This window comes from Mucilaginibacter sp. JRF (assembly GCF_015223065.1).
In the GTDB taxonomy this organism is placed as follows: domain Bacteria; phylum Bacteroidota; class Bacteroidia; order Sphingobacteriales; family Sphingobacteriaceae; genus Mucilaginibacter.
Map to the genome: position 1 here is coordinate 502,799 of NZ_JADFBY010000004.1, position 12,829 is coordinate 515,627.

At 44.4% G+C, this 12,829-nt stretch carries 14 protein-coding genes; 2 read left to right on the top strand and 12 right to left on the bottom strand.

Features of this window, described 5'->3' with window-relative positions; all coding sequences use genetic code 11:
* Position 1: 1 nt before the first annotated feature.
* The 11 genes from IM792_RS13610 to pdxA form a co-directional block, all read right to left on the bottom strand.
* Positions 2–1,390 (bottom strand): LutB/LldF family L-lactate oxidation iron-sulfur protein, encoded by a 1,389-nt coding sequence (locus IM792_RS13610; RefSeq protein ID WP_194102413.1) that lies wholly within the window; start codon positions 1,388–1,390, stop codon positions 2–4.
* A 95-nt stretch (positions 1,391–1,485) separates the two neighbouring features.
* Complete coding sequence (locus IM792_RS13615; protein ID WP_194102414.1) at positions 1,486–3,099, bottom strand: M28 family peptidase; 1,614 nt, start codon at positions 3,097–3,099, stop codon at positions 1,486–1,488.
* Between the two features lie 77 nt (positions 3,100–3,176).
* A complete protein-coding gene (gene rpiB / locus IM792_RS13620) occupies positions 3,177–3,611 on the bottom strand; it encodes a ribose 5-phosphate isomerase B (protein ID WP_194102415.1) in 435 nt (144 codons plus the stop codon).
* A 44-nt stretch (positions 3,612–3,655) separates the two neighbouring features.
* On the bottom strand, positions 3,656–4,525 hold the full coding sequence (gene tatC, locus IM792_RS13625; protein ID WP_194102416.1) for a twin-arginine translocase subunit TatC: 870 nt from the start codon (positions 4,523–4,525) through the stop codon (positions 3,656–3,658).
* A 67-nt stretch (positions 4,526–4,592) separates the two neighbouring features.
* Complete coding sequence (accC, locus tag IM792_RS13630; RefSeq protein ID WP_194102417.1) at positions 4,593–5,936, bottom strand: acetyl-CoA carboxylase biotin carboxylase subunit; 1,344 nt, start codon at positions 5,934–5,936, stop codon at positions 4,593–4,595.
* 139 nt (positions 5,937–6,075) lie between these two features.
* On the bottom strand, positions 6,076–6,570 hold the full coding sequence (accB, locus tag IM792_RS13635; RefSeq protein WP_194102418.1) for an acetyl-CoA carboxylase biotin carboxyl carrier protein: 495 nt from the start codon (positions 6,568–6,570) through the stop codon (positions 6,076–6,078).
* A gap of 227 nt (positions 6,571–6,797) precedes the next feature.
* Positions 6,798–7,787, bottom strand: coding sequence for a beta-ketoacyl-ACP synthase III (locus IM792_RS13640; RefSeq protein ID WP_194102419.1), 990 nt, complete (start codon positions 7,785–7,787; stop codon positions 6,798–6,800).
* Positions 7,788–7,804: 17 nt separating this feature from the next.
* Positions 7,805–8,743 (bottom strand): phosphate acyltransferase PlsX, encoded by a 939-nt coding sequence (plsX, locus tag IM792_RS13645; protein ID WP_194102420.1) that lies wholly within the window; start codon positions 8,741–8,743, stop codon positions 7,805–7,807.
* An 18-nt stretch (positions 8,744–8,761) separates the two neighbouring features.
* The gene (rpmF, locus tag IM792_RS13650; protein WP_194102421.1) at positions 8,762–8,953 is read right to left on the bottom strand and encodes a 50S ribosomal protein L32; all 192 of its coding nucleotides are present in this window, start codon (positions 8,951–8,953) and stop codon (positions 8,762–8,764) included.
* A gap of 17 nt (positions 8,954–8,970) precedes the next feature.
* Entirely contained in the window at positions 8,971–9,495 is a 525-nt protein-coding gene (locus IM792_RS13655) for a DUF177 domain-containing protein (protein ID WP_194102422.1), read from the bottom strand.
* A 217-nt stretch (positions 9,496–9,712) separates the two neighbouring features.
* Positions 9,713–10,768, bottom strand: coding sequence for a 4-hydroxythreonine-4-phosphate dehydrogenase PdxA (gene pdxA / locus IM792_RS13660; RefSeq protein WP_194102423.1), 1,056 nt, complete (start codon positions 10,766–10,768; stop codon positions 9,713–9,715).
* Positions 10,769–10,955: 187 nt separating this feature from the next.
* Here pdxA and rsmA point away from each other — a divergent pair, with 187 nt between their 5' ends.
* Both rsmA and IM792_RS13670 read left to right on the top strand, forming a co-directional pair.
* Entirely contained in the window at positions 10,956–11,735 is a 780-nt protein-coding gene (gene rsmA / locus IM792_RS13665) for a 16S rRNA (adenine(1518)-N(6)/adenine(1519)-N(6))-dimethyltransferase RsmA (RefSeq protein ID WP_194102424.1), read from the top strand.
* An 18-nt stretch (positions 11,736–11,753) separates the two neighbouring features.
* Positions 11,754–11,990: a hypothetical protein gene (locus tag IM792_RS13670; protein ID WP_194102425.1), complete on the top strand. Its 237-nt coding sequence runs from the start codon at positions 11,754–11,756 to the stop codon at positions 11,988–11,990.
* 279 nt (positions 11,991–12,269) lie between these two features.
* Here the strand turns inward: IM792_RS13670 and IM792_RS13680 are convergent, their stop codons facing one another.
* A complete protein-coding gene (locus IM792_RS13680; protein ID WP_194102427.1) occupies positions 12,270–12,821 on the bottom strand; it encodes a hypothetical protein in 552 nt (183 codons plus the stop codon).
* Positions 12,822–12,829: the final 8 nt, after the last annotated feature.

A 12,829-nucleotide genomic window follows, 5' to 3' on the forward strand; every position in this document is an offset into this window, starting at 1 on the left:
TTTAGTTGAGATCGTTTTTACCCCGCTCCTGCCATTGTTTGCTGAACGATTTTTCGGCCACCTGCGGCAGATCACGGTAATGTCCCCAGCTTTTTTTGAACAGCATTTTTATTAACCTGTTTTTCATTTTACCACTAAACAGATCAACAAGCTTACGGCTGAGAATACCCTTCTTCCAAAGCATCCAGCCCCATTTTTCTGTTTTGGCAACCTTATCCTGCTTCACCGCGTCGCGGCGGTTTAACAGCAGCATTTTATGGATATCTATCTTTACCGGGCACACCTCGGTACATTTACCGCACAGGCTTGAGGCGTAGCTAAGGTGCTTAAATTCATCTATGCCCTGTGTATGTGGGGTTATGATAGAGCCTATTGGCCCGCCGTAGGTGGTTTGATAACTATGCCCGCCAATGTTTTGAAACACCGGGCAGGCACTTAAACAAGCGCCGCAGCGTATGCAATATAAGCCCTGCCTTTGCTCCTTTTGCGCAAGCAGGTTGGTACGGCCATTATCAAGCAGTACCACATACATTTCTTCGGGGCCATCGGTTTCGTCGGGCTGACGGGGGCCGCTTAATATAGTGTTATACACGGTGAGGTTTTGCCCGGTGCCGTGCGTGGCCAGCATAGGCCAAAACAGGTCGAGGTCAACCAGCGATGGAATGATCTTTTCGATACCCACCACCGCAATATGTATCTTAGGGAATGAGGTACTTAGCCTCGCGTTGCCTTCATTCTCGCTCAATGCTATGCTGCCACTATCCGCTATCAGAAAGTTGGCACCGGTTATACCGGCATCGGCCTGTAAATATTTTTCGCGTAACAGCTCTCGTGCCTTTTGGGTAAGCTGCTCGGGCGTGGCATCCTCGGGCGTACCGAAATGCTGGTGGAAAAGTTTGGCTATTTCCTCTTTAGAGAGATGCATGGCCGGTGTTACAATGTGGTAAGGCGGCTGCCCCAGCAATTGCAATATGTATTCACCCAGATCGGTTTCCAGGCTCTCGATCTGGTGTTGCTGCAAAAACTCGTTCAGGTGTATCTCCTCCGTAACCATTGATTTTGATTTGACCACGGTTTTGGCGCCTGCCTTTTGCAGTATGTTCAGTATCTCACGATTAGCTTCTTCGGCATCATTGGCCCAGATCACCTTGCCTCCCCTGCGCTGAAAATTGGCTTCAAACTCGGGCAGCAACTTATCCAGGTTCTCCATGGCCTTCCACTTTATGAGGTGGCCTTTCTTTTTTGCCGTATCCAAATTAGCCAGGCGCGACAGGCCACGATCAACCGCGGCATCGTACTTACCAATATTGGTATTGATTATAGAACGATGGGCCGTATCAAACGCCTTATCCTCAGCAGCAATCAAAAAATCATCGGCAGTGTTACCCATAAAAGCTAAAGTAGTGTTTTTTATAAAAACGAAAAGGGATGAGTTTTAATCATCCCTTTTCAATTTATTAACAATGGCTGATTTAGCCTTGATAACTATTTTACACCCTGTTCTGTTTTAACATCAACCACCGGTCTTTCGGCACGGTTGGCCAGCTCCCAGGCAGTGTAGTACACCAGGTGACTACGTTTTACCAATAGCGGGAAGTTAATTTTGCTCACCTCATCGCCCGGTTGGTGGTAATCGGCATGTACGCCGTTAAAGTAGAAAATGATAGGCACGTTGAAACGAGCAAAGTTATAATGGTCTGAACGGTAGTAAAAACGGTTCGGATCGTTCGGATCATCATATTTATAATCCAGTTTCATTTGGGTGTAGGTATTGTTGGCTTCCTCACCAATTTTGTGCAGGGTTGTGCTCAGCATAGCCGAACCAATTGAGTACACATAATTAGCTGAATCAGGCTTACCAATGTATTCTTCACCCACACGACCGATCATATCAATATTCAGATCGGCAATGGTATTAGCCAGCGGGAATACAGGATGATCGGTATAATATTCAGAACCTAACAAACCTTTCTCCTCGCCTACGTTACCCAAAAACAGGATGCTGCGTTTAGGGCCTTTACCTGCCTTTTTAGCTTTGCTGAAAGCACGTGCAAGTTCTAACATACCGGTTGTACCCGATCCATCATCATCAGCGCCATTATTGATCTTATCGGTTTTGGTGCTGCCTTCAGGCTCAATACCAATATGATCATAGTGTGCAGAGATCACCAATACCTCATTCTTCAATTTCGGATCAGAACCCGGCAGGTAACCTAATACGTCAACCGCTTTTACCGCTTTTTCTTCGGTGCTGTAGCTCACCTCTACCGGGGTTTTTACCACCTGAGTTTTTGGCGCGCTGGTTGCATCTATCTCTTCTTTTAACTGGGTGTAGGTTTTGCCTGTGCTTTTCAATAAAGCATTAGCCATATCAGCAGTAATGTTCATTACTACCGGGCCATTGCCTGTAGGTTCAACGGCACCTTCTTTTTTGATACCCATACGGGGCGCCAATATGCTTGAGCCGTAACGTTGTAGGTTAGCCGCCACCACCGGGCTAACAGCCAATATCAACGCAGGCTTTTTAGCTTGTAAAGCGCCAACACGTTTACCACGGCTTATGCTCCACTGCGAGCGTGTAGCACTACCGGTTATTAATGATACACCGTTTTTCATCGGCTCACCATCATTAATTACCAATACTACCTTACCGGTAATATCAACATCTTTAAGATCATCATATTTAGCATCGGTAATGCCGTAGCCAACAAATACAAATTCGGCGGCTTTTACGGTATTGGCCGGGGCGGCTGTCATCGAGTAAAAATCCTTACCGTTGGTAAAGGTTGTACCGGCAACAGTAACCGGGCCTACTTTAAAAGAGTTTTCGGTAAGGGGCACATCTAAAAAGTACGAGCCTTTTACCGGGCCTTGCAAGCCTAATTTTTTAAACTCATTGGCAATGTATTTCGCGGCCTTATCGGCACCGGCTTTACCGGTTTCGCGGCCCTCATAATCGTCAGACGCGAGTATGGAAAGGTGCTTGGTTGCGTCCTCAACGGTGATGTACTTAGCGAACTTCACCGCGTTAGGATCCTTTTGCGCATAGCTGCATGATGCCGCCGCTATGGCTAAAAATAATAAAGGTACTTTTTTCATTAAAAATGGTCAGTTAAAAAAAATCGGATAACAAAAAATCCCGGCCTAACCGCCAGGACTTGTATGAGGGTATTTATTTAGCAGGATATCTTATCCACACGTGTAGCGTGGCGACCGCCTTCAAATTCAACAGTAAAAAATACCTTAACAATTTCGCGTGCTTCCTCAACGGTAACATGCCTTGCAGGTATACATAAAACATTGGCGTTGTTGTGGCTGCGGGCAGGCTCGGCAACTTCGGGTTTCCAGCATAACGCCGCGCGTATGCCCTGATGCTTGTTGGCTGTCATGGCCACGCCATTCGCTGATCCGCAAAGCAGAATGCCATAATCGGCTTCGCCTTTTTCAACTGCCGATGCCACCAGGTGGGCAAAGTCAGGATAATCAACAGATCCGGGAGTGTAAGTACCAAAGTCTTTAACCTCGATACCTTCAACACCTTCTAATAAAACTTCTTTTAAATCAAAGCCGGCATGATCGGCGCCTATAGCTATTTTAAGCCCTTGTTTCATGAGGCCTAAAATATCAATAATATTTTAAATGGGAAGTAACGTTATTATGCTTTTGCAGCTTCTTCGCGCTCGCGTTTAAGGCGACGTCTTTCAACCGTTCCGGCCACTATAATACCTATCTCATACAGTAAGAACAGCGGTATAGAAACTACCATCATGGTTAATACATCCGGTGTAGGCGTAATAATGGCGGCTAACAATAATATACCCACAATGGCGTACCTGCGCCCTTGCTTCATGGTTTTAGCTGTAAGTATACCAATGTTTGATAGTACATAAACCAATATCGGCAGCTCAAAAACGATACCTGTAGCTAAAGTTAATGTTGATACCGATGAAAGGTAGGAATCAATAGTGAACGTATTTTCAATAACCTTACTTACCTGGTAACCGGCCAGGAAGGAGATAGACTCGGGAGTAACTACGTAATAACCGAACAGGATACCCAGGATGAACAGCATAGAAGCGTAGAACACAAAACCGCTGGCAGCCTTACGCTCATTCTCGTGCAGGGCGGGTTTAACAAAACGCCATATCTCGAATAATAAGTAAGGGAAACCCAGGGTGATACCAATAAGCAATGCCGAATTGATCTGTAAGGTGAACTGACCCGCCATTTCGGTATTGATGATCTTGCCGGGTATTTTATCGATACAAAAACCGGGGCGGTTAAGGTAATCGCCCAGCTTGCACAGCATACGGTAGGTGAAGAACTGCGGGTCCATTGGGCCCATGATTACCGTATCAAATACAAAGTCGTAAAAAACAAAGGCCAGTATGGTAAATAAAACAATGGCGATAGATGCCCTGATCAAATGCCAGCGCAGGGCTTCCAAATGGTCAAAGAATGACATCTCGGCTTCAATATTCTTGCCTTTATCCTTTATTGCCTTTATAAGTTTATTATCGCTCATCTACTTAAATAAAATACCCCTGCTGTTACTAACAAGGGTATTTACGTTTTATTTTACCAGAATAGTTTTAATTCTCGTTTATTTCAAAGGTTTCCATGAATTTGGTAGTGAAATTACCAGCACGGAAGTTAGGGTCCTTCAATAGTTTAAGATGGAATGGTATGGTTGTTTTAATACCTTCTATCACAAATTCGCTCAACGCGCGCTCCATGGTGCTCAGGGCTTCATCGCGGGTTTGTGCCACGCAAATTACCTTGGCTATCATTGAATCGTAGTTTGGCGGGATAGAGTAGCCTGAATACACATGCGTATCAACCCTTACACCATGCCCACCCGGTGAGTGGAAGTTGGTGATACGACCCGGAGATGGCCTGAAACCATTGTACGGATCTTCGGCATTGATACGGCACTCAATGGCGTGCATTGTTGGCTCGTAGTTTTTACCTGAGATAGGTATACCGGCAGCAACCTTAATTTGCTCCTTGATCAGGTCAAAATTTATAACCTCCTCGGTAACCGGGTGCTCTACCTGTATACGGGTATTCATCTCCATAAAGTAGAAGTTGCGGTTTTTATCAACCAAAAACTCTATGGTACCGGCACCTTCGTATTTAACGGCTTTTGCGCCTTTAACAGCGGCATCACCCATTTTTTTACGCAGCTTATCGGTCATGAACGGTGAAGGTGATTCTTCAACCAATTTCTGGTGACGACGCTGTATAGAGCAGTCGCGCTCAGAAAGGTGAGATACCTTACCATATTGATCGCCTACTATCTGAATTTCGATATGGCGCGGATCTTCAACAAATTTTTCGAGGTACAAACCGTCGTTACCGAAAGCGGCACCTGATTCGGCACGGGCTGAATCCCAGGCCGGTTCAAATTCCTCATCGTTCCATACCACACGCATACCACGGCCACCACCACCGGCAGTAGCTTTAAGTATTACAGGGTAACCTATTTTACGTGCTATGGTAATACCATCTTTTACGCTGCTCAGCAAACCGTCTGATCCCGGGATAGTTGGCACACCGGCTTTCTTCATAGTTTCCTTTGCTGAGGCTTTATCGCCCATGGCATTGATCTGATCGGCGGTTGCACCAATGAATTTGATACCATACTCGGCACAGATAGCGGAGAACTTAGCATTCTCTGACAAGAAACCGTAACCCGGGTGAATGGCATCGGCATTGGTCAGTTCAGCCGCCGAAATGATGTTGGGGATATTTAAGTATGAATCTCTGCTTGGCGGCGGACCAATACATACGGCCTCATCGGCAAAACGTACGTGAAGGCTCTCACGATCGGCAGTTGAATATACAGCTACCGTTTTTATACCCATCTCCTTACAAGTACGGATGATGCGCAGGGCTATTTCGCCACGGTTAGCTATCAATATTTTTTTAAACATAATTTTTTTGTTAGGATGACACCGATTTATTTGAGCATGATGACACTGATTTATGTTTGATATTTGATAGAAGCCTAAAAAATATGCGGGCTATCAAACATCTGTGAAATCACACCATAATCTGTGAAATCAAAAATCACTAAACTGGTTCAACCAAAAACAATGGCTGATCGTACTCTACCGGTGATGAATTATCAACCAGTACTTTAACAATACGGCCTGATACTTCAGACTCGATCTCGTTAAATAATTTCATGGCCTCAATGATACATACTACTGTACCGGCTTTGATCTCGTCGCCAACGTTAGCGAAAAGCGGTTTATCCGGGCCAGCCGAACGGTAGAAAGTACCGATCATTGGCGATTTGATAGTAACGTAGTTTGAAGTATCGGCAGCAGCAGTAACAGCGGCAGCCGCGGCAGCAACAGGCTCGGCAACGCTGGCAGCAGCAACAGGTATTGGTGCCGGTGCAGCGGTAATAACAGGCTGTGCTGTTGGTATAGTAGCGTTAACTATGGTTGGCGCCTGGTTAGTTTTAATTGTGATCTTGAAATCATCTTGCTCAATCGAAACTTCGTTTACGCCTGCTTTTGAAACAAAGCGGATCAGATCCTGTATTTGTTTAATATCCATATCGGGGTGTTAATAGGTTTTCTCTTGGATAAATTAATATTATCTAAAATTACTTACAACGGCTGTGCACTTGCAAATATGCAGATATGCAGGCAATTATTAGTTAACAAATAAGATAAAATAATGTGTTTTATTAATGTGCAAATAAGTAAACATGCAAATGTGCAGATGTAAATATTTGAAAATTAATTATTTGCACACCTGCACATTTGCACATCTACTTATTTTTAGTAAGCCCACCTTAAATAGGCCGAGCCCCAGGTAAAGCCACCGCCAAAGGCTGCTAATATAATATTGTCGCCTTTTTTGAATTTGCTCTCCCACTCCCACAAACACAGCGGGATGGTAGCATTAGTGGTGTTTCCGTAACGATCAATGTTGATCACTACCTTTTCCGCAGGTACACCTGTACGGCTCGCGGTAGCATCAATAATACGTTTGTTAGCCTGATGTGGTACCAGCCATGCAATATCATCAGCAGTTAGATTGTTGCGCTCCATTACTTCGGCAGCAACGTTAGCCATATTGGTAACCGCGAATTTAAACACGGCCTGGCCTTCCTGGTATGCATAATGCTGGCGGGCATCAATGGTGGCGTGGGTAGCAGGGCGTAATGAGCCGCCTGCTTTTTGATGCAGGTAAGGGATACCCGCACCATCACTTTTTAATATAGAGTCGATCACGCCGTAACCTTCATAATCGGGCTCAAGCAGGGCAGCGCCGCAGCCATCGCCAAATAATATACAGGTAGCACGATCGGTATAATCAACCATGGCCGACATTTTATCGGCACCTACAACCAACACCTTTTTGTGCTTGCCCGATTCAATGAACTGAGCACCGGTAGTTAAACCGAACACAAAGCCTGAACAGGCGGCTTGCAAATCCCAGCCCCAGGCATTTTTAGCGCCTATTTTATCAGCAAATAAGTTGGCTGTTGCTGGGAAAGGATAATCGGGTGTGGTGGTACAAAAAATGATCAGGTCAATTTCTTCAGCGCCGATGCCGCGTTTTTCAAGCAATTGCTTTACTGCCGGTACGGCAAGGTCTGATGTGGCTAAACCTTCGCCTTTTAGTATTCTGCGCTCTCTGATACCGGTACGTGTGGTTATCCACTCATCGTTAGTATCAACCAGCGTTTCAAGCTCCTTGTTGGTTAATACGTAATCAGGAACATATCCGCCAACAGCTGTTATCGCAGCATGAATCTTGCTCATTTTATTTGTATAAATAATTAATGAAATGCTTGCTTAATTTTATCGATCAGGTTGCTTTCAACCATATTTTTTGAGAGAAGTACCATGTTTTTGATGGCTTCCGGGCTTGAGATACCGTGCCCTACAACAACCGGCGCGTTCAGGCCCAGGATAGGGCTGCCACCGTATTGCTCATAATCAAAGCGGTCAAAAAACTCGTCCTTAAGTCCCTTTTTAAGGGTTATTACGTAAAACGATTCGGCCAGTTTAAGTATCACGTTACCTGTAAAACCATCGCATACGGCAACATCAAACTGGTCGCCAAACAGGTCGCGGCCTTCAATGTTACCTACAAAGTTAAACATGTTGGTATCCTTCATCACCGGGTAGGTAGCCTGGTAAAGCATATTGCCTTTCTCCTCCTCCTCGCCAATGTTCATGAGCGCCACGCGTGGGTTTTCAATGCCGTAAATACTTTCGGCAAGTAAACTGCCCAGCACACCAAATTGCAGCAGGTTATCCGGCTTACAATCGGCATTGGCGCCTACATCCAACAAAATACCCAAACCGCCTTTCAGTTTGGGTACAATAGTAGTCATAGCCGGGCGTACAACACCCGGAATAGTTTTTACGCTAAACATGCCGCCTACCAGCATAGCACCTGTGTTGCCTGCTGACGCGAAGGCCGCAATTTGCCCTTCCTTTAGCATTTTAAAGCCTAAGCTTATGCTTGCACCCGGCTTTTGCACAATGGCTTTGGTAGGGTGCTCACCCATACCGATCACCTCGGTGGTGTGCACAAACTCAAAAAGGTCGGCACTGACGTTGTTTTGCTGCAAAATCTCCTTCGCCACGTTTTCATCGCCGATAAGTACCAGCGTTTGCTCGGGCGAGAGGGATTTACGGGCTTCAATAGCTCCTAAAACAGTTGCTTTAGGGGCGTAATCACCGCCCATAATATCTAAGCCAATCTTCATCAGATGTGAAAATTAAGCTTAAGCTACTGCTGTTTTCTCGATCAGTAATTTACCGTTATAGTAAACGTTACCATCAACAGTATAAGCTCTGTGTGGCAGGTGAACAGCACCTGTTGTTTGGCAGGTAGTTAAAGTTGGCGCTTCGGCTTTGTAATGCGTTCTGCGTTTATCTCTTCTTGATTTCGAGAGTTTTCTTTTTGGATTTGGCATAATTTCCTAAATAATTATTACTTAATGTTTTTGAGAGCGTCCCAACGCGGGTCAGGCGCCTCATTCTTATCATCATCACTACCCGATAGCGCATTAAGCTTATCAAGCATTTCTTTATTACACTTATCAGTACTTTCGTCGCCACTGCACGATGCTATAAAAGGCACGGCAACGGTAACATACTCGTATATCAAACCCGAAATATCGATCTCGTGATCGTTTTTTCCAAGGGTTATGATCTCATCATCCTCGTCTATATCTTCCTCGCTAAATTTAACTATCTGCTGTTCGCGTACGTTTATCGGTTGCTGATATTCGTTCAAACACCTGTCGCAGGTAAGCTCAATCCAACCATTGATCTCGAAGTTCAGGATCATCATAGTTTCCTGTTTATCAAGTTCAACGTTGCATACCAGCTTAGCCTTTTTAACCAGTGAATATTCAAATTCCTCAAAAAAGGAATCGTCAACATCAAAGTCAAAACGATGCTTACCCAGCTTTAAGCCGGAAAATGGTATCGTATATTTCCTTAGCGATTTCAATGAGCAACAATTAGCCCGCAAATGTAGGGATTTTTCCTAAATGTGGAAAGTGTTTTTTTATTTAGTGAGAGGTGAATTGTTAGTAGTGAGTATTTAGTATTAATTGTCGGTCAGGCATTACTGAATCAAAGATAATGAATACTATAATTTAAATCACACACCTTATAACAACTCACTATTCACCAATCACCGATCACTATTCACTGATCACCACTCACTAATCCCTATCCCTCGTCAGCTTATGGTGGGTTAATGGATTTTCTGTAAGCTCAGCATTTTCGCGACGGTTGCGGATGATGTGCAGGGCGGCGAACAGCGCCTCGCGGAATGAGCGCTCTGATGCCTGGTTTTTACCGGCAATATCGTAAGCGGTACCGTGATCGGGCGAGGTGCGTACAAAGCTGAGGCCGGCCGTAAAGTTAACGCCATCCTCAAAGGCTATTTGTTTAAATGGTATCAACCCCTGATCGTGATACATGGCCAGCACGGCATCAAACTGTTTATATGCGCCGCTGGCGAAGAAACCATCGGCCGAGTATGGCCCAAAGGCCAGTATGCCATTGTTACGCGCCTCCTCAATAGCGGGAATAATCACTTTTTGTTCTTCATCGCCTATCAGGCCGTTATCGCTGGCGTGGGGGTTAAGGCCCAGTACGGCTATCTTGGGTTTACGTATCCAAAAATCGTTACGAAGGCTGGCTTCCATCAGCTTAAGTTTGCCTAATATTTTTTCGGCAGTGATGCTTGCCGATACCTGCGAGATAGGAATATGCCCGGTTACCACCCCTACCCTGATGTTATCGCTCACCAAAAACATGAGCGAATCGGTAGCGTTATCACGCTCCTGCAAGTATTCGGTATGGCCTGCAAAATGGAAGGTTTCGCTTTGTATATTTTCTTTGTTTATGGGTGCAGTAACCAGCGCGTCAATCTCACCGGCCAGCAGATCATTAGTAGCACGCTCTAACGAGAGCAGGGCATACTTGCCGCCTGTAGCGTTAATAACGCCCGGCTCAAGCTTTACGTCCTCCTCCCAGCAATTGATCATGTTGGGTTTGCGGTGCTGCGCCTGCGATGCCGAATTTACTACATTAAAAACAAACTCGCTGGCATTGCTTAAACGACGATAAAATGATGCCACTTTGGTATGGCCGTATACAACGGGCGTGCAATAATCATACACCTTACTTTCTGACAGGGTTTTGATAATTATCTCTAAACCAATGCCATTTACATCACCTACGCTGATACCAACTTTTATTTTACCGCTCATTGTATTTATGATTTTTCACCGGTGATGATTTATTGATTACACCGATCTTTTACTTGCTTTTAGGCCGAAAACCTGCAAAACAAGCAATCGCAACATCAAGCAATAATCACGCAAATTAAATATTTTTAGGTTTAAACTTCCTGATAAAAGCACAAATATGCCTTAATTTGCCAAATATTTGTTCAGCATGTCAATAGTCAGGGCTAAAAAACACCTCGGCCAGCATTTTCTTACCGATAAAAACATCGCCTCAAAAATTGTGGAGGCATTACGCCCGCAATCAGGTTACAAACAAGTGTTGGAGGTGGGCCCGGGTATGGGCATCCTGTCCGACTTTTTGTTGCAAAAAACCGATTACGAAACTTATTTGATCGATATAGATACAGAATCGTATGAGTTTTTGGCCAAAAAATATCCGCAGCTGGGCAGTAGGCTGATTAATGCCGACTTTTTGGAGCTGGATTTTGCCGCAACCTTTAACGGTCCGCTGGCTGTTATTGGTAACTTTCCGTACAATATATCATCGCAAATACTATTTAAGATACTGGATAACCGCCACCAGGTACCCGAAGTGGTAGGCATGTTCCAGAAAGAGGTTGCTGAACGGTGCAATGCTAAAGCAGGCAGTAAGGAGTATGGTATATTAAGTGTGTTTTTACAGGCTTATTATAAGGTAGAATACCTGTTCACGGTAAAAGCCGGGGTATTTAATCCACCGCCAAAGGTACTATCGGCCGTTATACGGATGACACGTAACGAGGTGCAGGAATTAGGTTGTGATGAAAAGCTTTTTTGGCAGGTAGTTAAAGCAGGCTTTAATCAGCGCAGAAAAACATTGCGTAACGCCCTTTCATCACTCATCAACAAAGAAAAACTTACCGATGAACCTATGCTGGAACTACGCGCCGAAAGATTGACCGTTAATGATTTTGTAGCGCTGACGAACAGGATAACTGAAACGAGGTAATATTCGTTATATTTGAATATGGACTTACAGGCAGAAAAAATAGAGTTAGTTCGCCTTTTATTAGATGTAGAGGATGAACGCACGCTTAATGAAGTTAAGGCTGTATTAAAAGACGATTACGACTTTTACAATGATCTGCCTGAACATGTAAAAGCAGGTATTGAACGCGGTATTGATGACATGAACAATGGCCGTGTAAGAGATCATGAATCTGTAATGCGTGACATGAGAAACAAATATGGCCTTAAGGGTTAACTGGACTACAGAGGCTGTAAATTCCTACAAAAGTATCATCGACTATCTATCAAAAGAATGGACAATTAAGGAGGTTGAATACTTTAGTGAACGGGTAGACGCATTAATAAATAATATTTCTATCCAGCCATATCTATTCAAAGCTTCATCCATTAAACAAATCCGTAAAGCAGCTATCGGTAAGCAAAATTCACTGTTCTATATTATCAGATCAGATGAGATTTTTTTGCTTCAATTTTGGGATAACAGACAAGACCCCAATAAACGCAAATACTAAGCTTAAATCTTAATCACCTCATCCTTCCCGTGTAATTCCTTAACCGACTCGGCCATTCTTTTTATGTACAGATAATTGGCTGTTCCGCCAATAACGGCACCTATTACCGGTACTAAACGTTGGGCGGCACGTGCGCCTATTTTCAGCATCAGTTTTTCGGCTACGGCTTCCAGTACGTTTTTGGAGAGGGCTATACTGGCCTCCACCTTTAATGATGCCGCTACTATCTTGATAAATTCATCAAAGCTTATTTTATAGTCGCCACGTTTGGCATAGTTAATGGCCATGGTAACACGAAATTGCTGAGTGATCAAATTCACCACATCAATAGGGATACCCAGCACCATGGTAAATACACCGCCGGTGCCTGATATGGCTCCTGTACCCGCGGCCAAGTAAGCGCATTGATTTATAAAGCCTTCCATACCCAGCCTATCAACACCTTTTTTAATATTAAACTGATCTATACGGTCAAATATCTGCCTGAAACCGCGTTGTGCCAGCATGTCAGCCTGACGTTTCAGGCCGGTAGTAATTGTTTTTAATGATCTCATTAGGTAAG

Excerpts from the sequence above, each read along its gene's own strand:
- IM792_RS13610 (WP_194102413.1), bottom strand. The coding sequence starts at position 1,390 with ATGGGTAACACTGCCGATGATTTTTTGATTGCTGCTGAGGATAAGGCG.
- IM792_RS13615 (WP_194102414.1), bottom strand. The coding sequence starts at position 3,099 with ATGAAAAAAGTACCTTTATTATTTTTAGCCATAGCGGCGGCATCATGC.
- rpiB (WP_194102415.1), bottom strand. The coding sequence starts at position 3,611 with ATGAAACAAGGGCTTAAAATAGCTATAGGCGCCGATCATGCCGGCTTT.
- tatC (WP_194102416.1), bottom strand. The coding sequence starts at position 4,525 with ATGAGCGATAATAAACTTATAAAGGCAATAAAGGATAAAGGCAAGAAT.
- accC (WP_194102417.1), bottom strand. The coding sequence starts at position 5,936 with ATGTTTAAAAAAATATTGATAGCTAACCGTGGCGAAATAGCCCTGCGC.
- accB (WP_194102418.1), bottom strand. The coding sequence starts at position 6,570 with ATGGATATTAAACAAATACAGGATCTGATCCGCTTTGTTTCAAAAGCA.
- IM792_RS13640 (WP_194102419.1), bottom strand. The coding sequence starts at position 7,787 with ATGAGCAAGATTCATGCTGCGATAACAGCTGTTGGCGGATATGTTCCT.
- plsX (WP_194102420.1), bottom strand. The coding sequence starts at position 8,743 with ATGAAGATTGGCTTAGATATTATGGGCGGTGATTACGCCCCTAAAGCA.
- rpmF (WP_194102421.1), bottom strand. The coding sequence starts at position 8,953 with ATGCCAAATCCAAAAAGAAAACTCTCGAAATCAAGAAGAGATAAACGC.
- pdxA (WP_194102423.1), bottom strand. The coding sequence starts at position 10,768 with ATGAGCGGTAAAATAAAAGTTGGTATCAGCGTAGGTGATGTAAATGGC.
- rsmA (WP_194102424.1), top strand. The coding sequence starts at position 10,956 with ATGTCAATAGTCAGGGCTAAAAAACACCTCGGCCAGCATTTTCTTACC.
- IM792_RS13670 (WP_194102425.1), top strand. The coding sequence starts at position 11,754 with ATGGACTTACAGGCAGAAAAAATAGAGTTAGTTCGCCTTTTATTAGAT.
- IM792_RS13680 (WP_194102427.1), bottom strand. The coding sequence starts at position 12,821 with ATGAGATCATTAAAAACAATTACTACCGGCCTGAAACGTCAGGCTGAC.